Here is a 24,775-nt window from a genome sequence, read left to right as displayed (position 1 = left end):
GATGAAATTAATTGCTCTTTATATTGTAAAATCTTTTTTGTAAGTTCTGTTATTACAATTAATAATCACCTTATAAGCTCCTTTTTCAGTTTCAGACAATTTGTAAACTCTATTTAATACTTTTTCTCCAGTCACTTTATCAGAAAGGATAATTTTATTGTTGTAATATAAAGTTACATTTAAAGGAATGTTATCAAATTCAATTTTAGAAATTAAAACTAAATTTCCTTCTGTTCTAATTACTGGTTTAAAGATTATTTCATTTTCATTCTTATGAAAAGTAACAAAACCATCTTTTACCTCAAGCTTCTTAACAAGAATTTCGAAGTCTTTTTCTAGTTCTGTTGTGTATAAGCCATCTTCTAAATTCGTTAAATCGAAAGTTTTAGTATAGTTTCCAGAACTTTGTAATACCTGTTTATATATTGTTATTCCATATTCATTTTTTATCGTTAAAGCATCGCCTTTCTTTACGGCTTTGTACTCAACTTTAACTCTTTCAACAGCTCCTGAATTTGTAGGTTTTGTGTTGTCGTTTGCGTAACTAATTAATGTTCCAAACATTAATGTTACTACTAAAATTGTTTTAATTACTGTTTTCATTTTTTTCTTATTTAAAGGTTAGTAACACTGCAAAGGTAAGATGGAAGTAAAGCTCTTAAAACATCATAATTGGTATATTTGTGTGTTATTTTATCAATTTAAGTTAGTGTTAATAAATAGTAAGGTTAAAATAGAGTATATTTGTGTTAATTTTATTTTCTATAAAAAGTGTTTTAAAATAAAAAGCGAGCCCTTTTGGACTCGCTTTTATCATCAAATTATAGCAGTAATTTAACGAAACAATTAACTAAATTTTTATAATGTAAAATCTTTAATGTAAGTTCTGTCGTCTGAATTAATAACAACTTTGTATGCTCCTTCTTCCGTTTCAGATAATTTATAAACTCTATTTAATACTTTTTCTCCAGTCACTTTATCAGAAAGGATAATTTTATTGTTGTAATATAAAGTTACATTTAAAGGAATGTTATCAAATTCAATTTTAGAAATTAAAACTAAATTTCCTTCTGTTCTAATTACTGGTTTAAAGATTATTTCATTTTCATTCTTATGAAAAGTAACAAAACCATCTTTTACCTCAAGCTTCTTAACAAGAATTTCGAAGTCTTTTTCTAGTTCTGTTGTGTATAAGCCATCTTCTAAATTCGTTAAATCGAAAGTTTTAGTATAGTTTCCAGAACTTTGTAATACCTGTTTATATATTGTTATTCCATATTCATTTTTTATCGTTAAAGCATCGCCTTTCTTTACGGCTTTGTACTCAACTTTAACTCTTTCAACAGCTACTGAATTTGTAGGTTTTGTGTTGTCGTTTGCGTAACTAATTAATGTTCCAAACATTAATGTTACTACTAAAATTGTTTTAATTACTGTTTTCATTTTTTTCTTATTTAAAGGTTAGTAACACTGCAAAGGTAAGATGGAAGTAAAGCTCTTAAAACATCATAATTGGTATATTTGTGTGTTATTTTATCAATTTAAGTTAGTGTTAATAAATAGTAAGGTTAAAATAGAGTATATTTGTGTTAATTTTATTTTCTATAAAAAGTGTTTTAAAATAAAAAGCGAGCCCTTTTGGACTCGCTTTTATCATCAAATTATAGCAGTAATTTAACGAAACAATTAACTAAATTTTTATAATGTAAAATCTTTAATGTAAGTTCTGTCGTCTGAATTAATAACAACTTTGTATGCTCCTTCTTCCGTTTCAGATAATTTATAAACTCTATTTAATACTTTTTCTCCAGTCACTTTATCAGAAAAGATAATGTCATTATTGTAGTATAAAGTTACATTTAAAGGTTGGTTGTCAAATTCAATTTTAGAAATCAAAATTAAATTTCCTTCTGTTCTAATTACTGGTTTAAAAATTACTTCCTTTTCTTTTTTATAGAAAGTTACAAAACCATCTTTAATTTCAAGTTTCTTAATAATAATTTCGAAGTCTTTTTCTAGTTCGGTAGTATATAAACCATCTTCTAAATTTGTTAAATCGAAATTCTTTGTAAAGTTTCCAGAACTTTGTAGTATTTGTTTATATATTGTTATTCCGTATTCATTTTTAATAGTTAAAGCATTCCCTTTTTTTACATCTTTAAATTCTACTTTAACTTTTTTAACGGCTACTGAATTAGTAGATTTCGTGTTGTCGTTTGCATAACTAATTAATGTTCCAAACATTAATGTTACTACTAAAATTGTTTTAATTATTGTTTTCATTATCTTCTTATTTAAAGGTTAGTAACGCTACAAATGTACAATGGTAGTTGAGTTTTAAAAACATCATAATTGCTATGTTTATGTGTTATTTTATCATTTTTGATTTATGTTAACTAATTGTTAAGTTAATATAGAGTATATTTGTGTTAATTTTATTTTCTGTAAAAAGTATTTCAAATAAAAAGCGAGTCCTATTGGACTCGCTTTTACCATCAAATTATAGCAGTAATTTGACGAAACAATTAACTAAATTTTTATATTGTAAAATCTTTTGTATAAGTTCTTTCATCAGAACTAACAACTACTTTATAAGCACCAACTTCCTTTTCAGATAATTGGTAAACTCTTTGTAAAAGTTTGTCTCCAGATATGGTTTCAGATAGTACAGCTTCATTATTATAATAAAGAGTAACTTTTAAAGGTTCATTGTTAAAATTAATTTTTGATATTAATAATAATTCACCTTCAGTTCTAATGATTGGTTTAAATATTTTTTCATCTTTATTATTTAAAAATGTAACCAATCCATTTTCAACATTAAATTTTTTAATAACAATTTCGAAGTCTTTATTTAACTCAGCAGAGTAAATTCCATTTTCTAAAGCAGAAAAATCAAATGTTTTAGAGTAGTCTCCAGAATTTTGAATTTCATTATTGTAAACAGTTAAACCGTTACTATTTTTAATAGTTAAAGTCTGACCTTTTTTTACATTATTAAATTCAACCTTAACAGTTTTCTTTGCTTCTTTATAATTGGTATTGTCTTTTTCGTTTGCGTTAGTTATTAATGTTCCTAACATTAAAGCAACTAATATAATTTTCTTTATTTTCATTTTATATATCATTTATATGATTGATAACACTGCAAATTTATGACAGAAGCTTTGTTTAGAAAACATCATAATTGGTGTTTTTATATGTTATATTAACAAGTGTGTTTATTTGTTAGATTTAAGTATGTCAATATAGTGTATGTTTGTGTTAATTTTATACAATAAAGATTTTTAGTCTATATGTTTATAAACATAAAAAGCGAGTCCTATTGGACTCGCTTTTACCATCAAACTATAGCAGTAATTTGACGAAACAATTAACTAAATTTTTATATTTTAAATTCTTTTGTATAAGTTCTTTGATCAGAACTAATAACTACTTTATAAGCACCAACTTCCTTTTCAGATAATTTGTAAACTCTTTTTAAAAGTTTGTCTCCAGATATGGTTTCAGAAAGTACAGCTTCATCATTATAGTAAAGAGAAACTTTTAAAGGTTCATTGTTAAAATTAATTTTTGATATTAATAATAATTCACCTTCAGTTCTAATGATTGGTTTAAATATTTTTTGATCTTTATTGTTTAAAAATGTTACCAATCCATTTTCAACATTAAATTGTTTAATAACAATTTCGAAGTCTTTATTTAACTCAGCAGAGTAAATTCCATTTTCTAAAGCAGAAAAATCAAATGTTTTAGAATAGTCTCCAGAATTTTGAATTTCATTATTGTAAACAGTTAAACCGTTACTATTTTTAATGGTTAAAGTCTGACCTTTTTTTACATTATTAAATTCAACCTTAACAGTTTTTTTTGCTTCTTTATAATTGGTATTGTCTTTTTCGTTTGCGTTAGTTATTAATGTTCCGAACATTAAAGCAACTAATATAATTTTCTTTATTTTCATTTTATATATCATTTATATGATTAATAACACTGCAAATTTATGATAGAAGTTTTGTTTAGAAAACATCATAATTGGTGTTTTTATATGTTATATTAACAAGTGTGTTTGTTTGGTAGATTTACATATGTTAATATAGTGTAGGTTTGTGTTAATTTATGCAATAAAGGTTTTGTCTAGATGTTTTATAAACATAAAAAGCGAGTCCTTTTGGACTCGCTTTTACCATCAAACTATAGCAGTAATTTGACGAAACAATTAACTAAATTTTTATATTTTAAATTCTTTTGAATAAGTTCTTTCATCAGAACTAATAACTACTTTATAAACACCAGTTTCTTTTTGAGACAATTTGTAAACTCTTTTTAAAATTTTGTCCCCAGATAAGGTTTCAGAAAGTACAGCTTCATCATTATAGTAAAGAGAAACTTTTAAAGGTTCATTGTTAAAATTAATTTTTGATATTAATAATAATTCACCTTCAGTTCTAATGATTGGTTTAAATATTTTTTGATCTTTATTGTTTAAAAATGTTACCAATCCATTTTCAACATTAAATTGTTTAATAACAATTTCGAAGTCTTTATTTAACTCAGCAGAGTAAATTCCATTTTCTAAAGCAGAAAAATCAAATGTTTTAGAATAGTCTCCAGAATTTTGAATTTCATTATTGTAAACAGTTAAACCGTTACTATTTTTAATGGTTAAAGTCTGACCTTTTTTTACATTATTAAATTCAACCTTTACAGTTTTCTTTGCGTCTTCAGTATTGATGTTTTCGTTTGCATAACTAATTAATGTTCCGAACATTAAAGCAACTAATATAATTTTCTTCATTTTATTTGTCATTTATATGATTAATAACACTGCAAATTTATGGCAGCAATTCTGTTTAGAAAACATCTAAATTGGTGGGTTTGTGTACTAGATTAACTGTTATTTTTATGTTAAAAGAAAGTAAAGATAATTTAGTCTATAATTTTGTTAATTTTATACAGCTTTTTAGTGTTAAGTGTCGTAAATTTGCCGTTAAATAGTACTATTTATGAACGTTAAACCTACTTTAGAGAAAATTAGTCCCGATTTTGGAAGCTCAATACTTGTAAAAAAACATACAGAGTTTTTGAAGCAAATAAAAGCATTCTGGCATTTTCACCCAGAAATCGAATTAGTTTATGTGAATAAGGGAAAGGGTAAAAGACATATTGGTAATCATTTGTCTTACTTTAATAATAGTCAGTTATTATTAATAGGATCTAATTTGCCGCATAATGGTTTTACAGATAGACTAACAACCAATGGTTCTGAAACCTTGGTACAATTTAAACCAGACTTTTTAGGAAATGAGTTTTTTGAAGTTCCTGAAATGAAACCTATTAGTATTTTATTTGAAAAAGCCAAAAAAGGAATTCTTTTTGGTGTAAAAACAAAACAAAAATTAGGTCCAAAAATTGAAAAATTATCTGAAAAAGAAGGTTTTAAACAAGTGTTGATTTTGTTAGAAATTCTACATACACTTTCTAAATCAGATGATTATACTTTATTGAATGCAGATGGTTATGCTTTTGAGACGCAACCACAAGACAGTAGTAAAATAGATGTAATCTTTAAACATATAAACGAAAACTTTAACCAACATATTAGTTTAGATGAAATTTCTGATCTTGTAAGTATGACGGTTCCTGCGTTTTGTAGGTTTTTTAAGAAAACAACAGGTAGAACATTTACTAAATTGGTAAATGAATATAGAGTTGTACATGCAACTAAATTATTATCTGAAAGCCAAACGAGTATTACAGATATTTGTTTTGAATGTGGTTTTAATAACTTTTCTCACTTTAATAAATTGTTTAAAGAGTTTACAGGTAAATCTGCTTCAAAATATAGAAGTGAAATGATGAGTTTAATTCAGAATTAAGCTTTTCTAATTACTTCACTCCATTCCATTCATCATCAAATTGCTTCAGAAATAATTCCATAAAAGAATGTCTTTCTGCAGCAATTTGCTGTCCAGTAACAGTATTCATTTTATTTTTTAATAGTAATAATTTTTCGTAGAAATGATTGATTGTTGGAGCGGAAGAGTTTTTATACTCTTCTTTAGTCATATTTAGATTTGGTGGAATTTCTGGGTTATACAAAGCCCTGTTTTTAAATCCACCATAATTAAAACAACGCGCAATACCAATGGCTCCAATAGCATCTAATCTGTCTGCATCTTGCACAACTTCTAATTCTTTAGAAGTAAATTTTTTACCACTAGTTTCTAAAGAGTTTTTAAAAGATATGTGTTTTATTATATTTATAACATGCGCTGTTATGTCTTTAGAAACGTTTTGTTCTTCTAAAAATTTTGTTGCTATTTTAGGACCAACAGATTCGTCTCCGTCATAAAATTTAGGATCTGCAATATCATGCAATAGCGCACCTAAAGAAACTATAAAAGCATTTACATGTTCATCCTTAGAAATTAAAACTGCATTTTTATAGACACGTTCTATGTGAAACCAATCATGTCCGCCTTCGGCATCTTTTAAGGTTTCTTTTACAAATTTTATAGTATTTAGTATGATGTTGTCTTTATCCATGTTACAAAAGTAAAAAATCTCAGATTAACATGAACCTGAGATTTTAAATTTTAAACTAGATACTTGTATCTATTACTTTTTATAAATAGCCATTACAGGGATATCAATATGATTGATTAAATCTTCTGCTAAACTAAAGGTAAATAAACGTTGGTATAAGTTGCGTTCTTGATTTAATAAGCAAACCATGTCTATTTTATTTTCGGTACAATAATCTGTTAAAGATGTTTTTAAATGTAAAGTATCAATAGACACAAATTTGGTTTTTTTATGTTTTAAAGTTAAGTTCTGTCTAAAGTTATCCATTAATGGAGAAATAGATTCACCATGAGCTAAATCGAAATGTACAACGTGTAATTGAGCACTAAACTCTTTAACAACTTTGGTTATTTTCTCTAAAGGTTCAATTTCTTCATCTCTATAATCTACCAAGAACATAATATTGTCTAGAGAACCATCAAATTTTGCGTTTTCTGGAACTGCGATTACAGGTTTGTCTATTTCTTCTAAAATTTTAATGGTATTGGTTTCCATAAAAATATTAAAAAGGCTGCTATTTTTTCCTTTACTAGTTCCCATTATAATAATGTCAATTTTGTCATCACGTTTGGCAACATATTTAAATAAAGAATCGGAAAAAACACCTTCATCAACAATGTATTTTACTTTTAAGTCTCCTTTTTTACTTGCTTTTATCAGCTTTTGAAAAGGCGGAAATTTATCTTTTTTATTTCTAAAATTATCAATGTCAATTTTTTCGTAAATAGATTGTGTTTTTTCATCCACCGATATGTCTTCATGATAGGCATGATATATAATTAAGGTGGCATCTAGCTTTTGTGCGTATTCCATTGCATACGCAAAGGCGTTTAAAGAAATTTCTGAAAAGTCTGTTGGAAATAATATGTTTTTCATAATTTTTAGTTTTAGAAAGATACTTCGAGATTTAATTCGTAAATATTATTTTCGTTTGATGTTTTGTTGTTATGTTCTGCATTTAGTACCAATCTTAGATATTTGTTTACAGTATAAGAAAGCCCTCCAATAAAACGTTTTGTATTCGCATCGTCTAAAGTTTCTAAATGAAAGGAGTCATATCTTGCCCAAAGAGCTAAAGGTGATTTTTTAATTTTATATTCTCCAAAAAAACTATATCCATCATTTTCAATTGCTTTACTAAAATCGTTTTCATCTACATATTCTCCTCTAAAATCACCTATACCGCTGTGCATTTGTCCTGTTAAAGTTAATTGTTTTCCTGTATAGGCAATAAACCCTAATACCTGATTAAATTTAGGATTGTACTCACTATTTCCTCTTCCAACATTAAAATAACCACTTATATGTAATTCTGGTAATTTTTTGGCAAACGGTCTAACAGATAAACGTCCCGAAAACACTTTATTATTGTTGTTTTCTTCACCAGAATATCCTCCACCATTAAACAAACCGACTACGTAACTTACGTATTTACCAGGCATAGCACCGTTTACTTCTTTTAGAAATTCCTTATCCATTGCAGGACCAATATTTCCTCCGTAGGTGATACCGAAATCAGCAGAATTAAAAATTCTATTTCTTTCAATAAACATATTGTCTTGTACTCTGTAGGTATTTATTTTTTGTTCAAAATCTAACCAAGGTGTATGTACCATACCAACTTCTACCCAGTTTCCTGTAAAAACATCACTATTAAAATTTGGTTTTGCTTTTACATATAAATATTTTAAACGCGTTTCTATATTTCCGGCATCGGGTCCGTCTCTATCAACAGTTAAATCCATCGTATAACGTACCGAATAGGTTTTGTTTAGGTCTTTTTTTAAGGTGAAATAACTCCTTTTTAAAACAAAAGCACTCTGATGATCGTTTGTAATACCTATTTCGTCATCTGCCTGTGTTTGAGAAATACCATCTCTATAAGCGATAAACCAATTACCAGACATTTGAAGAAAATCTGCAATAGTGATTCCTTTTTCATCGGTATCTATTCCGTTTTTTTGGCTTTGTGCCATTGTTAAATTAGTAAAAGAAAGTAGACAAACTAATATAATGCAAGTTTTAAATTTAAAATACATTGGTTTTAATTTAGAATGATTGTTAAATTGAAGTTGCTATAAATTTTACACCATACACAAGTGCAATACTTACTATAAGGCCTATTAATACCTTAAATAAATCTACTCCTAAACTTTTAAACATATCTCTACGAGCTTCGTTTTTACGCAATACAAAGTTTAAGGCAATTTCTCTACCTGCTAAAATTCCTATAAACACCCAAGTTGTGCTCATTGGTACATTGTTTAGTTCTTTAAAGTAGAATAAAACAATACCATACGTAAAGTCTATTAATGTAGCAGATCTTATATCTACTGTATTTGTTTTAGAGCGAATGATGCTTTGTATTGCACCTCCTTTAGATTTTATAATGTAAGCCAAAAGACCTAAAATAATAACTAAAGAACCTATTAACTCCCAAACACTTAATTGTCTTGGTAAGTACACATAAATATTAGCAAAGTCTTGAATTAGCCATTGCGACCATAAAAAACCTGTAGATAACCATTGTAAGGCTGTCCAAATATTTCTTTGTTTTTCTGTAATTGGGTTTTCAATAAATTTCTTTTCAACCGATTTAGAGATAATTAGGTATAAGACAATAGATGCTGTTAGCGCAAGTAAATAACCAGAAACAGATTTTGTAACCATATCTTCTAAATTCTTTGCATTAAAAAATGTAAGAATTAAAAAAGAGGTACTTACCGGTATTCCAGTACGTGTTAACAGCATTAAAACAATAGGAGGTAGAATGTAGTACCAAGCAAATGGTTGTGGTAAAGGATATTTTGCCAACCTTCCGTAAGAAACATCCCCATTATGAGTAACGTAACCGTAGATTAATGTTACAGCAAGTATACCACCAGCAAAAAGCCATAGCACCCACCATTTTTTACGTTCGTTAGAACTTAAAAAGGTTCCTAATGTCTGTATGGTGTCATTTCCTACAACAGAATAAGCTGCTAAGAAAAACCCTAAATACATTACTGTTAATTCCATAGGTAAATTAAATTAGTTATAATTTAACTCAAAGGAATACTATTACAAAACAGTAAATGTTAAGTAATTATTATTATACTATAAAGTTTGGGGTAGTAGAAGTTATTTTCTTAAAGCCAGTTCCTTTTTTATGTTTTTGATATCAACATACATATAAATAGACATCGGTATAAAAAACAAAGGTAAAAAGGTATGAAAAGAAGTACCGTTTTCAATGGTAGAAAAAACAGCAAATACCACCATTAAAAGAATGACAACTATTTTAATAATAAAAAAGTTTTTTTGCTTTTTTAGTTTCGTTATAAGTTCTTCTTTGGTGTATGTAGAAAATTCTGAAGCCATAATAAGTAATGTTATTGAAAAAAAAATCCACCTATATTATTAAGTGGATTTTTTTTGTATAATATAATTTTAGAAGCCTAGCAAAACTCTTCGTAAGCCTGTGCTAAATTCTGTGCAATCATTTGTGCAGATCTTCCTTCAATATGATGACGCTCTAACATGTGCACCAATTTACCATCTTTAAACAAAGCCATTGCTGGAGATGATGCTGGAAAAGGAATCATAAACTCACGTGCTTTTTGTGTAGATTCTTTTTCTACACCTGCAAAAACAGTTGTTAAGTTTGTTGGTGTTTTATCTGCTCCTAAAGAAGCAATAGCACCTGGTCTTGCCGTACCTGCAGCACAACCACAAACAGAGTTTACCACTACCAAAGTAGTTCCTTTTTTAGACATTGCGTTTTCAACGTCTTCACTTGTATATAATGCTTCAAAACCTGCGTTAATTAACTCATCGCGCATTGGTTTTACTAATTCTTCTGGATACATATTTTCTAATTTTAAAATGCAAAGATAGGTATAAGTTAAAGAAAAGTCAACTTTATAAAAATAGTTGTCTCAATAGAAATATCAATAAAATTGATGCCTTTTTATATCATTAGAAATGATTGTCTATTCTTTGGGCATGCCCATTTTTAAAACAAAGTTCCGTTTACACTGCACTTTTTTTAAAAATCGTCAGGCTTTCAGCACTCGCTTTTTTTGAGAAAAACAAAAAAGAGCTCAAACAAATGCTTCAATCCTTCATGCAAAGGAGTACTTGCCAATTACATAAAATTTAAAACCTTTTAAATTTCAACTAAATATCTTTGTAACTTTGTCGCTTCAAATAAAAAATAAATAATGGGAAGTTTTACAAAATGGTTAGGAGCAGGATTAGGATTTACTTTTGGAGGTCCAATAGGTGCAGCCATTGGTTTTGCAGTAGGTAGTTTTGTAGATGGTTTTTCTATAAAAGACCTTACACAAGAACAACTAGATTACGAAAGAACCAGACAATCTAGTGGTAGAAGTAGTGCTGCAGATACGCAATCTGGAGATTTTGAAATGAGTTTGCTTGTTTTGGCATCCATAGTTATAAAATCTGACGGAAAAGTAGATCAGCGAGAATTAGACTTTGTACGTTCTCAATTTGTTGGGATGTACGGTAAAGAAAGAGCTAACAATGCCTTTAAGCTTTTTAGCGGAATTATAAAAAAGGAAGTTTCTGCGCGTCAAGTTTGTATACAGATTAGACAAAACATGTCTCACGCATCTCGTTTACAATTATTACATTTCTTATTCGGTATTGCAAAAGCAGACGGCTTTGTAGCAGCGTCTGAAATAGAAGAAATTAGAAAGATGGCTGGTTATTTGTACATCAACCAAAACGATTTTGAGTCTATAAAAGCAATGTTTCATGATGCTTCAGAAAACGCCTACAAAATTTTAGATCTAGAAAAGACAGCTACAGATGCAGAAGTAAAAAGTGGTTATAGAAAAATGGTAAAAAAATACCATCCAGATAAATTACAAGGCTTAGGAGAAGAGCATTTAAAAGGTGCAAATGAAAAATTTCAAAGCATACAAGCTGCGTATGAAAAGATAAAAAACGAGAGAGGTATGTAGATATCATTTTAAGTTTTAAAGTAACAAAATTAAAGAGTTACAAAGTTGCAGCGTTTACGAAGTTTGGCATTTCGTTTCTTCTCAATTTTGTAACTTTTTTTATGCTTTGTAACTTCTTTAGAAACAAACTTAAAAATTAGAAGAATTTCAGTAAATTCGCAATCTTATTAGAAAAGACAGAAAATGAAAGCGAAATTTCCTGAGTATAAAGGACTTGACTTACCAAAAGTAGCAGAAGAAATCTTAAGCTATTGGCAAGAAAATAACATCTTCGAAAAGAGTGTATCTTCTAGAGAAAATGCAAAACCTTTTGTATTTTTTGAGGGCCCTCCTTCTGCAAACGGACTTCCAGGAGTTCACCATGTTTTAGCAAGAGCTATTAAAGATATTTTTCCACGTTATAAAACTATGAAAGGTTACCAAGTAAAGCGTAAAGCTGGTTGGGATACACATGGTTTACCAATAGAATTGGGTGTAGAAAAAGAATTAGGAATTACCAAAGAAGATATTGGAAAAACCATTTCTGTAGAAGATTATAACGCAGCTTGTAGAAAAGCGGTAATGAAATATACAGATGTTTGGCATGACTTAACCAATAAAATGGGATATTGGGTAGATATGGAAGATCCATACATTACCTACGAACCTAAATATATGGAGTCTGTTTGGTGGTTGCTAAAAGAAATTTACAATAAAAAATTAATTTACAAAGGATATACAATTCAGCCTTATTCGCCAAAAGCGGGTACAGGTTTAAGTTCTCACGAATTAAATCAACCAGGAACATATCAAGATGTAACTGATACTACAATTGTTGCACAATTTAAAGCTGTAGAAAATACGCTTCCAGACTTTTTACAGAATGAAGGAACGGTTTATTTTATCGCTTGGACAACAACTCCTTGGACATTACCATCTAATACTGCATTAACAGTTGGACCTAAAATTGAATATGTTTTAGTAGAAACCTTTAATCAATATACCTTTGAACCAATCAAAGTAATTCTTGCTAAGAAATTAGTTGGAAAACAATTTGCAGGTAAAAATAATGTTGAAGTAGGAACTACAGAAGAATTATTAACATATAATTCTGGTGATAAAAAAATACCTTATCACGTTATAAAAGAATTTGTTGGTAAAGATTTAGTAAATATAAAATACGAACCAGTTTTAAATTACTGTTTGCCAAATGACAATCCAGAGGATGCTTTTAGAGTAATTTTAGGAGATTTTGTAACAACAGAAGACGGAACAGGAATTGTACATACAGCACCAACTTTCGGTCAAGATGATGCTTTGGTTGCAAAACAAGCGGTACCACCAATTCCGCCAATGTTGGTAAAAGATGAAAATGATAATTTAGTTCCTCTAGTAAATTTACAAGGTAAATTTAGACCAGAAATGGGCGAATTTGCAGGTAAATATGTAAAGAATGAATATTATCCTGATGGTGAAGCGCCAGAAAGATCTATAGATGTTGAGTTGGCTATTAAGTTAAAGACAGAAAATAAAGCCTTTAAGGTAGAAAAATACAAGCACAGTTATCCAAATTGTTGGAGAACCGATAAACCAATTTTATACTATCCATTAGATTCTTGGTTTATTAAAGTAACTGATGTTAAAGATAGAATGCACGGTTTAAACAAAACCATTAACTGGAAACCAGAATCTACAGGAACTGGTCGTTTTGGAAACTGGTTGGCAAATGCAAACGATTGGAATTTATCTCGTTCTCGTTACTGGGGAATTCCATTACCAATCTGGAGAACAGAAGATGGTAAAGAAGAAATTTGTATTGGTTCTGTTAAAGAATTAAAAGAAGAAATGGCAAAGGCTGTATCAGCTGGCGTTTTAGCAAAAGATATTTTTGAAGATTTTGAGGTTGATAACAACTCAGAAGAAAACTATGCAAAAATAGATTTACATAAAAACATTGTGGATGAAATAGTATTAGTTTCAGCATCAGGACAACCAATGAAACGTGAAAGCGATTTAATTGATGTGTGGTTCGATTCTGGTTCTATGCCGTATGCACAATGGCATTATCCGTTTGAAAACAAACAAAAAATTGACGGAAATGAATCTTTTCCTGCAGATTTTATTGCAGAAGGAGTAGATCAAACCAGAGGTTGGTTTTATACTTTACACGCAATTGCAACGATGGTTTTCGATTCTGTAGCGTATAAAAACGTTGTTTCTAACGGTTTAGTTTTAGATAAAAACGGACATAAAATGTCTAAACGTTTAGGAAATGCAACAGATCCTTTTACAACATTATCTACCTATGGAGCAGATGCAACACGTTGGTACATGATTGCAAATGCAAATCCTTGGGACAATTTAAAATTCGATTTAGACGGAATTGAAGAGGTAAAACGTAAATTCTTCGGAACTTTATATAATACCTATTCTTTCTTTACTTTATATACAAATTTAGATGGTTTTTCTTATGAAGAAGCAGATATTCCTTTAGAAAAAAGACCAGAAATAGACCGTTGGGTTTTATCAGAATTACATACTTTAATTGCTAAAGTAGATAAGTTCTATGAAGAATACGAACCAACAAGAGCCGCTAGAGCAATAAGTGACTTTACACAAGATTACTTAAGTAACTGGTATGTGCGTTTAAGTAGAAGACGTTTTTGGAAAGGAGATTATCAAACAGATAAAATTTCTGCATATCAAACGTTGTACACTTGTATGAATACAATTGCAAAATTAGCGTCTCCAATTGCGCCGTTCTTTATGGACAGATTGTATCAAGATTTAAATTCTGTAACGGGTAAAGAAACATCAGAAAGTATTCACTTATCAGATTTTCCTGTATATGATGCAAGTTTTGTAGATAAGAGTTTAGAGCGTAAAATGGAAAATGCGCAAATTATATCTTCTTTAGTTTTATCACTTAGAGCAAAAGAAAAGATTAAAGTGCGTCAACCATTACAAAAAATTATGATTCCTGTTGATAATGAACAACAGAAAGAAGAAATTTTAGCGGTTGCAGATCTTATCAAAAATGAAGTAAACATTAAAGAGATTCAAATTTTAGATGATGCTTCAGATATTTTAATCAAACAAATAAAACCTAATTTTAAAACATTAGGGCCTAAGTTTGGAAAAGATATGCGTTTTATAGCTGCTGAGGTGCAAAAGTTTAACCAAGAAGATATTAACAAAATAGAAAAAGATAAAAACATTTCTCTTGAGGTTAATGGAAAAAATATTATTTTAGAACTCTCAGACGTAGAGATATCATCTAAAGACATAGAAGGGTGGTTAGTTGCAAATGAAGGGGCGTTAACAGTTGCTTTAGATGTTACTATAACAGAAGATTTGCGTAAAGAAGGAGTTGCCAGAGAATTGGTAAATAGAATCCAAAATGCACGTAAAGACACAGGTTTAGAAGTAACAGATAGAATAAAATTAACGGTTTTAAATTTCGAGAACTTACAAAAATCTATCACGGATAATAAAGACTACATAATGAGTGAAACATTAACTAAGGAATTGGTTTTTGTAGATGAGTTAAATAATGGTACAGAAATTGAATTTGATACCATAAAAAGTAGAATATTAATAGAAAAAATGTAAGATTTATGTCAGACGTAAAACAAAAATATTCAGCGGAAGACTTACAAGAGTTTAAAGCAATTATAGACAAGAAGATAGCAAGAGCAAATGAAGATTTAGCGTTGTTAAAAGCTGCTTATAAAAATGATTCAGATAACGGTACAAATGATACTTCACATTCATTTAAGTCTTTTGATGAAGGTTCTGAAGTTATGAACAAAGAAGCAAATGTTCAGCTAGCTATTAGACAAGAAAAGTTTATTAGAGACTTAAAAAATGCTTTGTTACGTATAGAAAACAAGACGTATGGTGTTTGTAGAGTTACAGGTAAATTAATACAGAAAGAACGTTTAAGAATAGTACCTCATGCTACTTTAAGCATAGAAGCTAAACGCAAACAATAATAAATTACTTATCATAATTAAAAAGCTTCTTTAGGGAAGCTTTTTTTGTTTTTATAACTTTACGATTATGTTTAATAGAAGGCATCTGAAAATAGTGTTTTTCTTTTTATTGATTTCTACCCACATTTTATCTCAAAAGAAAGTGGTGAAAAAGTTTGAAACTCAATTAAAAGAAATAGAAATTTCTACACATGGTTTAGATAGTTTTGTAATAGAAAATTCTGACTCTAACTTTATAGAAGTCTATTTAATTGCAGAAAATATAACAAAACAACATATTCTTTACAAGGAAGAGTTTAACACCTTAAAGATTCAATTTGAAATACCAGAAAGTTTACCAGAAGATAAGGTGTTTAGAAAATTTATAACAGAACGATTACAAAGAGCAAGTGTAGTTCTTAAAGTTCCAGGCAATAAAAAGATTACTGTTTTTGGCGATGAAATAAATATTGAATCTAAAAGCTATAAAGGAGATTTAAATATTTTTATTGAAAAAGGAATTTTAAAATTGAATACAATTATTGAGAATTTAGCAGTAAAAATGTATGCCGGAAATTTATATGCGAGTTCAAATAACACTAGTATTGATATTGTTTCTAATATGGGTAAAATAGTAATTAACGATGTTTTAGTTGAAAAAACATATCAGAAAAGAGTAGCAAAATCTATGAAAGAAATTCGTATAAACTCTGCAAAAGCTAATATTTTCTTAACAGCCGAATAAACGCAATATTATTGTTATTTTTGTGAACACAAATTAAAAACAGATGTCAAAAAAGAGTCTTGCTATTCTAATTATTTTTATCGCAATTATTTTAGATCAAGTAATTAAAATTTATGTTAAAACACATTTTATTTTAGGTGAAGAAGTGGTTGTTTTCGATTGGTTTAGAATCCATTTTACAGAAAACAATGGTATGGCAATGGGGTTTGAGTTTGGAGGCAAAGGAGGAAAACTCTTTTTAACCTTATTTAGATTGATTGCAGTATCTGGAATTATCTATTGGTTAATACAAAACATTAAAAAGAAGGTACACAATGCCGTAATTATAGCGATTGCTTTAATCTTTTCTGGAGCAGTTGGTAATATCATCGATTCTGTTTTTTACGGAATTATTTTTGATGGATCTAACCATAAAGTAGCAACACTATTTGCAGAGAAACCTTATGGCGAATTATTTCATGGTAGAGTAGTAGATATGTTTTATTTTCCTTTATGGCAAGGTGTTTTGCCAGATTGGATTCCTTTTATAGGTGGAGAAATGTTTACTTTTTTTCAATATATATTTAATCCTGCAGATGCTTTTATAAGTATTGGTGTGGCATTGTTATTTATTTTTAGCAAACAAGCTTTTCCTAAAGAGGAGGAAGTTGTTTTAAAAGAATAATCTTTTATATCTTTAAAGAAAGTTTAAGAATATGAATAGCTTTCTAAAATACCTGGCTGTTTTTCTTTTTGGTTTTTTTATCGCCAAATTTTGGTACGATAAAAAAGAGAGGAATCATAAACAAGAAGAAATACAAGTAGTGCTCACCTCAATTAAGAATTTGAGTAAACTAGTAGTTTCTAAAGGAACTTTTTCTGAAGTTTACAATTATTCAGACTCTAAAAAATACTTTTACGATTATCTTTCTTTTGATAAAAAAGCCATTGTAACCGTAAATGCAACTGTAGAGGTTGGTTATGATTTATCTAAATTAGAAATTCAGATAGATTCTGTAGGTAAGAAAATTTACATCAATAAAATACCGAAAGAAGAGGTTGTAATTTCTCCTGATATAAAATATTTCGATTTACAACAAAGTCAGTTTAATACTTTTTCTAAGTACGATTTGAATAAAATTAACAAAACAAGTATCGAAAAGATTAAAGAAACTATTGAAGTTACAGATTTAAAAGAAAAAGCAAAAATAAGATTGTTAGAGGAGTTGTCTAAAATCTATCAACTTTCTGCAGTTTATAATTGGCAAGTTATAGACAATACCAATTCTGGATTTTTAAGTAATTTTAAAAATTAAGTTTAAAAAAAGCCCTCAAAAATAAATTTGAGAGCTTTTACATTGTGTTTATAATCCTTTTTTATTAAAATCTATCCTTAGCTCTTTAGAGACTTGAAGTTTGAGCTTTTAAAGCTGTATATTTACCATAGTTTATTATAAACTTAACCTTCTTTTAGATATTAAAATCTGGAGTAACTTCTATTAATTTCTTCTGAATACCGTAAATAACTAAACCTGCAACGTTTTTAGAATGCGTTTTAAGTAATAAGTTGTTTCTATGACCTTCTACGGTTCTGGGACTAATAAAAAGTTTGTCTGCAATTTCTGCAGTAGTACATTGGTCGCAAATTAATTCTAAAACATCAATTTCTCTTTTAGAAAGTAATTTTTTATCTAAATCGATTTTTATGCGTTTTCCACTAGATGAATTAATGTTTTCTTGAATAATTTTTAAAACTTTCTCATCATAATAAAAACCTTTATTAAATACTTCATTAATGGTGTGAATTACCATTTTAGGACTTGTATTTTTAAGTAGGTAAGATGAGGCGCCAACATCGATCATATTGGTTATAAAGGATTTTCCATCAAAACTAGTTAAAGCAATTATCTTAATGTTTGGGTGTGTCTTATGAATTTTTTTAGTAGCTTCTACACCATTTATTTCTGGCATTTTTAAATCCATTAAAATAATATCTGGAGTATGTTCTGTATAAGATAGAAAATCAATTAATTCTTTACCATTTTCTGCTTCATAAGTAATGCTAAAGTTATTTTCTCTTTCTAATAAAAATCGGATACCTTTTCTAAAAAGTTCTTCATCATCAGCAATTATGATATTAATTTTATTCATCATTTGGGGGTTATATTACAATTAAGATATTAAATCCTTTACCTACTTCACTTCCAATACTATATCGTCCATTCAATAAAGAAATTCTACTTTCTATATTTTTCATACCAAGGCCTTTTTTATTTTCTTTTTTATCAGAATTAAAACCAATACCGTTGTCTATGTAGCTGAAAATAAGGTTGTTGTCTTTGTTAGAAATATTTAAAATACTCTTTTTTGCTTTACCATGTCTTATAGAATTATTAATTAATTCTTGAGTAATTCTAAAGAGATGTAATTCATTTTGTGGGTTTAAATGTTGCCTAGTGTATTTTATATTGTAAATTATATTAATTTTTCTACTATTATTAAAAGAGTCTGCAAGTTCTTCTATGGCATCCTTAAGCCCAAATTCTTCTAAAATTGGTGGTAGTAAATTATGTGCAATTTTACGAGCACTTTCTAAGGTTTTATCTGTAGCTTCTAAAATACCATTGTTAACTATAAGGTATTCTTCTGGAGACAGATCTCCGTCTTTTAAAAGGTTTGCATTTAAGTTAATAACATTTAGTTTAGAACTAATATCATCATGTAAATCTTGTGCAATACGTTTGCGCTCTTCTTCTTGAGTTATGATGATAGATTGTATAATTTCTTTTTGATGTGTTACTTCTAAATTCTTTTTCTCTAGTTCTTTGTCTACAATTTTTTTTCTTGAGGAGAAGAAAAATAGTAAGAGCGCAACTCCCATAAATAGAAGTAATAAAACTCCTATTAAAGCGATAAGTACCACTTGGTTTTCTTGAATAAGGAGTTTTTTCATTTGGGGGGTTTAAATCAAAGAAAACGAAGTTACATAAAAATAATTTTATTTTCAAAATTGTCGTTTTATTACTTTGTAATAGAACTATCTATACATTTAATCTGTATTTTTTGATGCAAATAGTTGGTTGTGTTCTTTGCGAATTGGTTTTATAAAGTTTTTATACCATTCTACAAAAATCATTATCTGAAAAATTAGGTATAAAATAGAATTAAACTGCCAAACATAAAACTTTAACTCCCTAGAACCTATATTTCCTAATGTAAAGATTAGTGTACTACACAACGTATAGACAAAGAAACCAGAGTTAAAATAAATGTATTTTCTATTTTTATTATCATCTATTTTTTTTAGAAAAAAGAAAAAGCTGTAAAATAATAACGGTATTGATGTAGTTGCAATTTCTAAAACACTCCATCTATTTAGATTTTCAGGAAAATTATAAAGATATATAATAAAAGATGCTGCTGTTATAAACGTTAAAAAAAAAATGAAGGGCTTATATTTTTTAAAATCAATAAGGGAGGAAAAGAATAGGCTTAAAAAAATAAACTGACCAATAAAAAAATAATGACTTAAAAAAAGGTTGTAATTGTTTAATGAATTTAAAATGTTAGATAAAAACTGAATAAAAAGACAAAGCAATAAATACATAATAAAGTATTTTAGTGCTTTGTGTTTTTTATTATAGCTTATAATAAAAACTAGTGTATTTAAAGCTAATACAGTATAGCCAGCATTTATTACAAAATCATCAAAAGTCATATTAGGTAGCTTAATTTAAAGGACTTTCAGTGTCACATTTATCCGGACAAGGAGTCGTCAAATCATAAATAAAATCACTTTCTGAATCTAGATTTTCACCATCCTTAGAAGAAATCATATCTTTTCCTTCAGCATCTACACCCACAATAATTAATTTTTCTTCAAAAACAGTTTCTCCTTCAATTTTGCGTTTATGCACCCCTAAATAGGCTCTTACTGTTACGGCTCCCTCTGCAATTACTCCTTTTAAATCTTCTAAAGGAATGTTAAAAGCTCTGCAATCTCGGTGTGCATTATAGGTGCCTTCCATTTTGCGCCATCTTTTGGTCCATTTTTTAGCTGTTTTTAATGAAATGGTGTTTTTTTTTGCCATGATTAGTTTGTATCGGTAGTTAATAAATAATTTTAGTTAGGTTTTAAAAGTATAGAAAATAACTAAGATGCCCTATTAATACGTAATTTTAAATATAAAAAACAGTTTTCCTCTTTTTTTTAAACTTCTTTTTATATTCCGGATGTTTAAAAATGTGTAATTTCGTTCCATGCCTACACCCTTAGAACTACAAATTAAAACGTTACCAAATGAACCCGGAGTTTATCAGTATTTTGATAAAGAAGACGTTATTATTTATGTTGGTAAAGCTAAAAATTTAAAGAAAAGAGTGGCTTCTTATTTTAATAAGAATCATGAGAACGGCAAGACGAGAGTTTTAGTAAAAAAGATTGTTCGTATAAAGCATATTGTTGTAAATACAGAAACAGATGCCTTATTGTTAGAGAACAATTTAATTAAAAAATACAAACCGCGTTACAACGTTTTACTAAAGGATGATAAATCGTATCCTTGGCTTTGCATTAAAAAAGAACGTTTTCCTAGAGTTTTTATGACCCGAAGAGTTATAAAAGATGGTTCGGAATATTTTGGTCCGTATACTTCTATAAAAACGGTTAGGGTTCTGTTAGATTTAATTAAGGAGTTGTATCCGCTAAGAACCTGTAAATACGATTTAAGCCATCAAAATATAAATGAAGGAAAGTATAAAGTATGTTTAGAGTATCATTTAAAAAATTGTAAAGGTGCTTGCGAAGGCTTAGAAACCGAGAGTCATTACAATAATTCTATCGTAGAAATTAGAAATATTATTAAAGGTAACTTTAAAGAAAGCTTAGAGAAGTTTAACGAAATGATGTTAGATTTTGCAGAAAAAATGGAGTTTGAAGAAGCACAGAAAATTAAAGAGAAACTTCATCTATTAAGCAATTATCAATCTAAAAGTACCATTATAAATCCGTCTATAAATAATGTAGATGTTTTTTCTATTATTTCTGATGAAACACATGGATATGCTAATTTCTTAAAAATTTCTAACGGATCTATTATTCAGTCTCACACTACAGAAATTAAGAAAAAGTTAGATGAAACGGATAAAGAGTTATTAGAATTGTTTATTGTTGAAATTAGACAACGTTTCGATTCTCAATCGCCAGAAATTTATGTTCCTTTTAAAGTAGATTTAGGTGAAACATTAAAAGTTACCGTACCAAAATTAGGCGATAAAAAGCGTATTGTAGAATTGTCTGAAAGAAATGCAAAATATTATCGACAAGAACAATTTAAGCAGGTACAGATTGTAGATCCAGACAGACATGTAAAAAGAATTATGTCGCAAATGAAAAAAGATTTGCGTTTATCTGTAGAGCCACGTCATATAGAGTGTTTCGATAACTCTAACATTCAGGGAACAAATCCTGTTGCAGCTTGTGTAGTTTTTAAAGACGGAAAACCAAGTAAAAAAGATTACAGACATTACAATATTAAAACAGTTGACGGACCAGATGATTTTGCATCTATGGAAGAGGTTGTTTACAGAAGATACAAGCGTTTGTTAGAAGAAGAACAACCTTTGCCTCAATTAATTATTGTGGATGGTGGAAAAGGACAATTATCATCTGGTTTAAAAGCGTTAGAAAGTTTAGGTTTAAGGGGCAAAATAGCCATTATAGGAATTGCAAAAAGATTAGAAGAAATTTATTATCCAGGAGATCCAATACCTTTATATTTAGATAAAAAATCTGAAACACTAAAGATTACGCAATATCTAAGAAACGAGGCACACAGATTCGGAATTACCTTTCACAGAAATAAACGAAGTAAAAGTGCTATAAAATCTGAGTTAGAACAAATACCAGATGTTGGTGAGCAAACTATTACAACCTTATTGCGTAAATTTAAGTCGGCAAAACGTGTTAAAGAAGCTACTTTAGAAGAACTAAAAGAAGTTATAGGAAACGCAAGAGCTATAAAAGTATATGAATATTTTCAACCTAAGAAAAAATGAAAAAACAAATATTAGCATTTTTATTGTTGCTTTCTATAACTCTAAATAGTCAAGAAAAGCAACCAAAAGTAGGTTTGGTTCTAAGTGGAGGAGGCGCAAAAGGTTTTGCTCATATTGGGGTTTTAAAAGAAATTGATAAAGCTGGTTTACAAATAGATTATATAGGTGGTACCAGTATGGGGGCAATTATTGGAGGTTTATATTCAATAGGATATTCTGGTGACCAGATAGAGCAGATTGTTTTAGAAACCAATTTTATGACACTTTTACAAGATAAGTTGCCTCGAAATTCTGAACCTTTTTTTGAAAAAGAATTTGGCGAAAAAACAGTAATTACTTTGCCTGTTAACAAAGGCTCCATAGGTTTTCCGGTGGCAGTTTCTAAAGGTCAGAATGTATTAAATTTTTTAACAGAATTATTATCATCAGTAGAACTTATTAATGATTTTAAAAAATTTCCTATTCCTTTCTTTTGTATTGCTACAGATGTAGAAAATGGGCGTCCTGTCTTATTAGAAAAGGGTTCTTTGCCTTTGGCTTTAAGGGCTAGTGGCTCTTTCCCTACGTTATTAAATCCGGTTGTTGTAGATGATAAATTATTAGTAGATGGCGGGATAGCTAATAATTTTCCTATTAGTATCATGAAATCTAAAGGAGTTGATGTTGTGATAGGAGTTGATGTGGAAGGTAATTTATATGAAAAAGAGAATCTTAATTCTATTGTGGCTCTCTTAAATCAGATAGTTAGTTATCAGATGTATAAAACTACAGACATAGAAAAAGAAAAATTAGACGTTTATATTCATCCCGTTGTCAATGATTATAATGTGGTTAGTTTTGATGACAAAGAAAATATTTTAGAAATAGGAATTAAAGAAGGAAAGAAATTTAGCAATGTTTTTAAAAAATTAGCAGAAAAACAAGTACATAAAAGAGAACGTAAAAAGTTAAATTTTGATAAAGAGAAATTTTCAATTACGGATATTAATTTGTCTGGTAGTAATATCTATACAAGAGCTTTTGTTTTAGGTAAAATAAAGATAAAAAAAGGAGATAGTTTAACAAGAAAGGAAATTACAAAAAGAATTCACCTCTTATCCGCTACAAAAAATTACGAACGAATAACGTATAATTTAATTAAAAAAGAAGATAATACGTATAACTTAAAATTGAATTTAAACGAATCAAGTGGGAGTGCTAATCTAAAATTAGGTGTCCATTATGATTATTTATATAAGTCTGGTCTTTTGGCAAATTATAATAAGAAACACTTTCTATTGAATAATGATATGCTTTCTTTGAACCTTGTTTTAGGAGATAATTTAAGGTATAATTTAGATTATTTTGTAGATAATGGATTTTATGTTAGTTATGGTTTTAGATCTAGGTACAATCATTTTAGAACAAACTCTAAGTTTAATTCCATTATATCTCAGTTTCCTACTGTTAGCAGTATTAATTTAAAATATACAGATATTACCAATCAATTTTTTCTGCAAACAACTTTTAATAGAAGATTTGCTCTAGGTTTAGGTGTAGAGTATAAATATGTAAAAGCAACTACAGAAACAATTGCTTCTGAAGCTAATGAAGCTACTGTTTTTGATAATAGTAACTATTTTAATTCTTTTGGCTATTTAAAGTTAGATTCTTATGATAAAAAATACTTTCCTACAAAAGGATATTTTGCAGACTTAAACTTTAAGTGGTACATGGTTTCATCAGATCATAATGATGATTTCTCGCAATTTGCCCAAACAAAAGGAACTCTAGGTTTTGCTACTACTTTTTTAGATAAACTTACGCTACAAGTAACAAGTGAAGCTGGTTTTACATTAAACGATGTAGATTCTGATGTTTTTGATTTTTATTTGGGAGGATATAACCAGAACTATATTAACACTTTTGTGCCTTTCTACGGCTATGAGTTTGGGGAGCTTTCAGATAATACTTATATAAAAACCGAGTTTAATTTAAGATATGCTTTTGCTAGTAAACATTATGCAATATTTATAGCCAATTACGGACGTTTAGATAAAAATGTTTTTAAAAACATAGACCTTTTTACTGATGTTAAATCTGGTTACGCTGTTGGGTATAGTTTTAATTCTTTTGTTGGTCCTTTAGAAATAAAATATACTTGGTCTCCAGATAACAAAGAACAATATTGGTTGTTTAATTTAGGTTTTTGGTTTTAGAAATAAGGCTATAAATATTAGTAATACCCTTCTAAAATTAACTTTTATTACCTGTTAATATTATTCTTATACTAGATTTATCTTTTGTAATTACTCCATTGTATACTAAACGAAATAGACATGGATATTAAACGTGTCTAGGTTTTAAAACCTCATAATAAAGAATTTCATTATGGAATAAGAAGTATAAGGCTTGCCTGTTATTTGTGTGTAGTTATGCTTTTAAACACCTTTAACTTACACGTTGTTACTGTTTGCTTGCTATTCACTATACTTAAGAACAATTGT

The 24,775-nt window shown here is 28.5% G+C and carries 24 protein-coding genes; 9 read left to right on the top strand and 15 right to left on the bottom strand.

Annotated features, from left to right (window positions below):
* Nucleotides 1–18: 18 nt before the first annotated feature.
* The 6 genes from H0I28_RS11790 to H0I28_RS11765 form a co-directional block, all read right to left on the bottom strand.
* Entirely contained in the window at nt 19–603 is a 585-nt protein-coding gene (locus H0I28_RS11790) for a hypothetical protein (protein ID WP_218759232.1), read from the bottom strand.
* Between the two features lie 255 nt (nt 604–858).
* On the bottom strand, nt 859–1,443 hold the full coding sequence (locus H0I28_RS11785) for a hypothetical protein (RefSeq protein WP_218759231.1): 585 nt from the start codon (nt 1,441–1,443) through the stop codon (nt 859–861).
* A 255-nt stretch (nt 1,444–1,698) separates the two neighbouring features.
* Nucleotides 1,699–2,283 carry a hypothetical protein gene (locus tag H0I28_RS11780; RefSeq protein ID WP_218759230.1) on the bottom strand — a complete coding sequence of 195 codons (585 nt, stop codon included), beginning with the start codon at nt 2,281–2,283 and terminating at the stop codon, nt 1,699–1,701.
* A 254-nt stretch (nt 2,284–2,537) separates the two neighbouring features.
* Nucleotides 2,538–3,116: a hypothetical protein gene (locus H0I28_RS11775; protein ID WP_218759229.1), complete on the bottom strand. Its 579-nt coding sequence runs from the start codon at nt 3,114–3,116 to the stop codon at nt 2,538–2,540.
* A gap of 269 nt (nt 3,117–3,385) precedes the next feature.
* Nucleotides 3,386–3,964 (bottom strand): hypothetical protein, encoded by a 579-nt coding sequence (locus H0I28_RS11770; RefSeq protein WP_218759228.1) that lies wholly within the window; start codon nt 3,962–3,964, stop codon nt 3,386–3,388.
* 267 nt (nt 3,965–4,231) lie between these two features.
* On the bottom strand, nt 4,232–4,798 hold the full coding sequence (locus H0I28_RS11765; protein ID WP_218731672.1) for a hypothetical protein: 567 nt from the start codon (nt 4,796–4,798) through the stop codon (nt 4,232–4,234).
* Nucleotides 4,799–5,006: 208 nt separating this feature from the next.
* On the opposite strand from H0I28_RS11765, the gene H0I28_RS11760 reads away from it, so the two are divergent.
* Nucleotides 5,007–5,879 carry an AraC family transcriptional regulator gene (locus H0I28_RS11760; RefSeq protein ID WP_165731806.1) on the top strand — a complete coding sequence of 291 codons (873 nt, stop codon included), beginning with the start codon at nt 5,007–5,009 and terminating at the stop codon, nt 5,877–5,879.
* A gap of 10 nt (nt 5,880–5,889) precedes the next feature.
* Here the strand turns inward: H0I28_RS11760 and H0I28_RS11755 are convergent, their stop codons facing one another.
* From H0I28_RS11755 to H0I28_RS11730, 6 genes are all read right to left on the bottom strand, one after another.
* A complete protein-coding gene (locus tag H0I28_RS11755; protein WP_218759227.1) occupies nt 5,890–6,549 on the bottom strand; it encodes an HD domain-containing protein in 660 nt (219 codons plus the stop codon).
* A 72-nt stretch (nt 6,550–6,621) separates the two neighbouring features.
* Nucleotides 6,622–7,464, bottom strand: a complete 843-nt coding sequence (locus H0I28_RS11750) for a universal stress protein (RefSeq protein WP_218731670.1) — start codon at nt 7,462–7,464, stop codon at nt 6,622–6,624.
* 11 nt (nt 7,465–7,475) lie between these two features.
* Nucleotides 7,476–8,564, bottom strand: coding sequence for a hypothetical protein (locus tag H0I28_RS11745; protein ID WP_218759226.1), 1,089 nt, complete (start codon nt 8,562–8,564; stop codon nt 7,476–7,478).
* A gap of 85 nt (nt 8,565–8,649) precedes the next feature.
* Complete coding sequence (locus H0I28_RS11740; RefSeq protein ID WP_218731668.1) at nt 8,650–9,606, bottom strand: hypothetical protein; 957 nt, start codon at nt 9,604–9,606, stop codon at nt 8,650–8,652.
* A 102-nt stretch (nt 9,607–9,708) separates the two neighbouring features.
* A complete protein-coding gene (locus tag H0I28_RS11735; RefSeq protein ID WP_218731667.1) occupies nt 9,709–9,948 on the bottom strand; it encodes a hypothetical protein in 240 nt (79 codons plus the stop codon).
* A gap of 77 nt (nt 9,949–10,025) precedes the next feature.
* Complete coding sequence (locus H0I28_RS11730; RefSeq protein WP_165731812.1) at nt 10,026–10,436, bottom strand: BrxA/BrxB family bacilliredoxin; 411 nt, start codon at nt 10,434–10,436, stop codon at nt 10,026–10,028.
* Nucleotides 10,437–10,790: 354 nt separating this feature from the next.
* Here H0I28_RS11730 and H0I28_RS11725 point away from each other — a divergent pair, with 354 nt between their 5' ends.
* The 6 genes from H0I28_RS11725 to H0I28_RS11700 all read left to right on the top strand — a co-directional run bounded on the left by H0I28_RS11725 (nt 10,791) and on the right by H0I28_RS11700 (nt 17,548).
* Complete coding sequence (locus H0I28_RS11725; RefSeq protein WP_218731666.1) at nt 10,791–11,555, top strand: TerB family tellurite resistance protein; 765 nt, start codon at nt 10,791–10,793, stop codon at nt 11,553–11,555.
* A gap of 183 nt (nt 11,556–11,738) precedes the next feature.
* On the top strand, nt 11,739–15,146 hold the full coding sequence (gene ileS, locus H0I28_RS11720) for an isoleucine--tRNA ligase (RefSeq protein WP_218759225.1): 3,408 nt from the start codon (nt 11,739–11,741) through the stop codon (nt 15,144–15,146).
* Between the two features lie 5 nt (nt 15,147–15,151).
* The gene (locus H0I28_RS11715; protein WP_165731815.1) at nt 15,152–15,529 is read left to right on the top strand and encodes a TraR/DksA C4-type zinc finger protein; all 378 of its coding nucleotides are present in this window, start codon (nt 15,152–15,154) and stop codon (nt 15,527–15,529) included.
* A 67-nt stretch (nt 15,530–15,596) separates the two neighbouring features.
* Nucleotides 15,597–16,253, top strand: a complete 657-nt coding sequence (locus H0I28_RS11710; protein WP_218759224.1) for a hypothetical protein — start codon at nt 15,597–15,599, stop codon at nt 16,251–16,253.
* A 43-nt stretch (nt 16,254–16,296) separates the two neighbouring features.
* Nucleotides 16,297–16,917 (top strand): lipoprotein signal peptidase, encoded by a 621-nt coding sequence (locus H0I28_RS11705; RefSeq protein ID WP_218759223.1) that lies wholly within the window; start codon nt 16,297–16,299, stop codon nt 16,915–16,917.
* Between the two features lie 31 nt (nt 16,918–16,948).
* Nucleotides 16,949–17,548 carry a DUF4230 domain-containing protein gene (locus tag H0I28_RS11700; RefSeq protein WP_218759222.1) on the top strand — a complete coding sequence of 200 codons (600 nt, stop codon included), beginning with the start codon at nt 16,949–16,951 and terminating at the stop codon, nt 17,546–17,548.
* A 154-nt stretch (nt 17,549–17,702) separates the two neighbouring features.
* On the opposite strand, the gene H0I28_RS11695 is transcribed toward H0I28_RS11700, so the two are convergent.
* The 3 genes from H0I28_RS11695 to H0I28_RS11685 all read right to left on the bottom strand — a co-directional run bounded on the left by H0I28_RS11695 (nt 17,703) and on the right by H0I28_RS11685 (nt 20,323).
* Complete coding sequence (locus tag H0I28_RS11695) at nt 17,703–18,383, bottom strand: response regulator transcription factor (RefSeq protein WP_218733938.1); 681 nt, start codon at nt 18,381–18,383, stop codon at nt 17,703–17,705.
* A gap of 10 nt (nt 18,384–18,393) precedes the next feature.
* Nucleotides 18,394–19,185 carry a sensor histidine kinase gene (locus tag H0I28_RS11690; protein ID WP_218759221.1) on the bottom strand — a complete coding sequence of 264 codons (792 nt, stop codon included), beginning with the start codon at nt 19,183–19,185 and terminating at the stop codon, nt 18,394–18,396.
* A 775-nt stretch (nt 19,186–19,960) separates the two neighbouring features.
* Complete coding sequence (locus H0I28_RS11685; RefSeq protein WP_218759220.1) at nt 19,961–20,323, bottom strand: hypothetical protein; 363 nt, start codon at nt 20,321–20,323, stop codon at nt 19,961–19,963.
* A 169-nt stretch (nt 20,324–20,492) separates the two neighbouring features.
* On the opposite strand from H0I28_RS11685, the gene uvrC reads away from it, so the two are divergent.
* On the top strand, nt 20,493–22,289 hold the full coding sequence (gene uvrC / locus H0I28_RS11680) for an excinuclease ABC subunit UvrC (RefSeq protein WP_218759219.1): 1,797 nt from the start codon (nt 20,493–20,495) through the stop codon (nt 22,287–22,289).
* On the top strand, nt 22,286–24,487 hold the full coding sequence (locus H0I28_RS11675; protein WP_218759218.1) for a patatin-like phospholipase family protein: 2,202 nt from the start codon (nt 22,286–22,288) through the stop codon (nt 24,485–24,487). The genes uvrC and H0I28_RS11675 overlap by 4 nt, the downstream gene beginning before the upstream one ends.
* The last annotated feature ends 288 nt before the right edge of the window (nt 24,488–24,775 follow it).

Source organism: Polaribacter sp. AHE13PA, assembly GCF_019278505.1.
Classification (GTDB): domain Bacteria; phylum Bacteroidota; class Bacteroidia; order Flavobacteriales; family Flavobacteriaceae; genus Polaribacter.
Note: the sequence above shows the minus strand (reverse complement) of the source record. Positions and strands in the feature narration are given on the sequence as shown.

Bases quoted from the DNA above. Each gene is read 5' to 3' on its own strand.
- H0I28_RS11790 (WP_218759232.1), bottom strand. From the start codon at position 603: ATGAAAACAGTAATTAAAACAATTTTAGTAGTAACATTAATGTTTGGA.
- H0I28_RS11785 (WP_218759231.1), bottom strand. From the start codon at position 1,443: ATGAAAACAGTAATTAAAACAATTTTAGTAGTAACATTAATGTTTGGA.
- H0I28_RS11780 (WP_218759230.1), bottom strand. From the start codon at position 2,283: ATGAAAACAATAATTAAAACAATTTTAGTAGTAACATTAATGTTTGGA.
- H0I28_RS11775 (WP_218759229.1), bottom strand. From the start codon at position 3,116: ATGAAAATAAAGAAAATTATATTAGTTGCTTTAATGTTAGGAACATTA.
- H0I28_RS11770 (WP_218759228.1), bottom strand. From the start codon at position 3,964: ATGAAAATAAAGAAAATTATATTAGTTGCTTTAATGTTCGGAACATTA.
- H0I28_RS11765 (WP_218731672.1), bottom strand. From the start codon at position 4,798: ATGAAGAAAATTATATTAGTTGCTTTAATGTTCGGAACATTAATTAGT.
- H0I28_RS11760 (WP_165731806.1), top strand. From the start codon at position 5,007: ATGAACGTTAAACCTACTTTAGAGAAAATTAGTCCCGATTTTGGAAGC.
- H0I28_RS11755 (WP_218759227.1), bottom strand. From the start codon at position 6,549: ATGGATAAAGACAACATCATACTAAATACTATAAAATTTGTAAAAGAA.
- H0I28_RS11750 (WP_218731670.1), bottom strand. From the start codon at position 7,464: ATGAAAAACATATTATTTCCAACAGACTTTTCAGAAATTTCTTTAAAC.
- H0I28_RS11745 (WP_218759226.1), bottom strand. From the start codon at position 8,564: ATGGCACAAAGCCAAAAAAACGGAATAGATACCGATGAAAAAGGAATC.
- H0I28_RS11740 (WP_218731668.1), bottom strand. From the start codon at position 9,606: ATGGAATTAACAGTAATGTATTTAGGGTTTTTCTTAGCAGCTTATTCT.
- H0I28_RS11735 (WP_218731667.1), bottom strand. From the start codon at position 9,948: ATGGCTTCAGAATTTTCTACATACACCAAAGAAGAACTTATAACGAAA.
- H0I28_RS11730 (WP_165731812.1), bottom strand. From the start codon at position 10,436: ATGTATCCAGAAGAATTAGTAAAACCAATGCGCGATGAGTTAATTAAC.
- H0I28_RS11725 (WP_218731666.1), top strand. From the start codon at position 10,791: ATGGGAAGTTTTACAAAATGGTTAGGAGCAGGATTAGGATTTACTTTT.
- ileS (WP_218759225.1), top strand. From the start codon at position 11,739: ATGAAAGCGAAATTTCCTGAGTATAAAGGACTTGACTTACCAAAAGTA.
- H0I28_RS11715 (WP_165731815.1), top strand. From the start codon at position 15,152: ATGTCAGACGTAAAACAAAAATATTCAGCGGAAGACTTACAAGAGTTT.
- H0I28_RS11710 (WP_218759224.1), top strand. From the start codon at position 15,597: ATGTTTAATAGAAGGCATCTGAAAATAGTGTTTTTCTTTTTATTGATT.
- H0I28_RS11705 (WP_218759223.1), top strand. From the start codon at position 16,297: ATGTCAAAAAAGAGTCTTGCTATTCTAATTATTTTTATCGCAATTATT.
- H0I28_RS11700 (WP_218759222.1), top strand. From the start codon at position 16,949: ATGAATAGCTTTCTAAAATACCTGGCTGTTTTTCTTTTTGGTTTTTTT.
- H0I28_RS11695 (WP_218733938.1), bottom strand. From the start codon at position 18,383: ATGAATAAAATTAATATCATAATTGCTGATGATGAAGAACTTTTTAGA.
- H0I28_RS11690 (WP_218759221.1), bottom strand. From the start codon at position 19,185: ATGAAAAAACTCCTTATTCAAGAAAACCAAGTGGTACTTATCGCTTTA.
- H0I28_RS11685 (WP_218759220.1), bottom strand. From the start codon at position 20,323: ATGGCAAAAAAAAACACCATTTCATTAAAAACAGCTAAAAAATGGACC.
- uvrC (WP_218759219.1), top strand. From the start codon at position 20,493: ATGCCTACACCCTTAGAACTACAAATTAAAACGTTACCAAATGAACCC.
- H0I28_RS11675 (WP_218759218.1), top strand. From the start codon at position 22,286: ATGAAAAAACAAATATTAGCATTTTTATTGTTGCTTTCTATAACTCTA.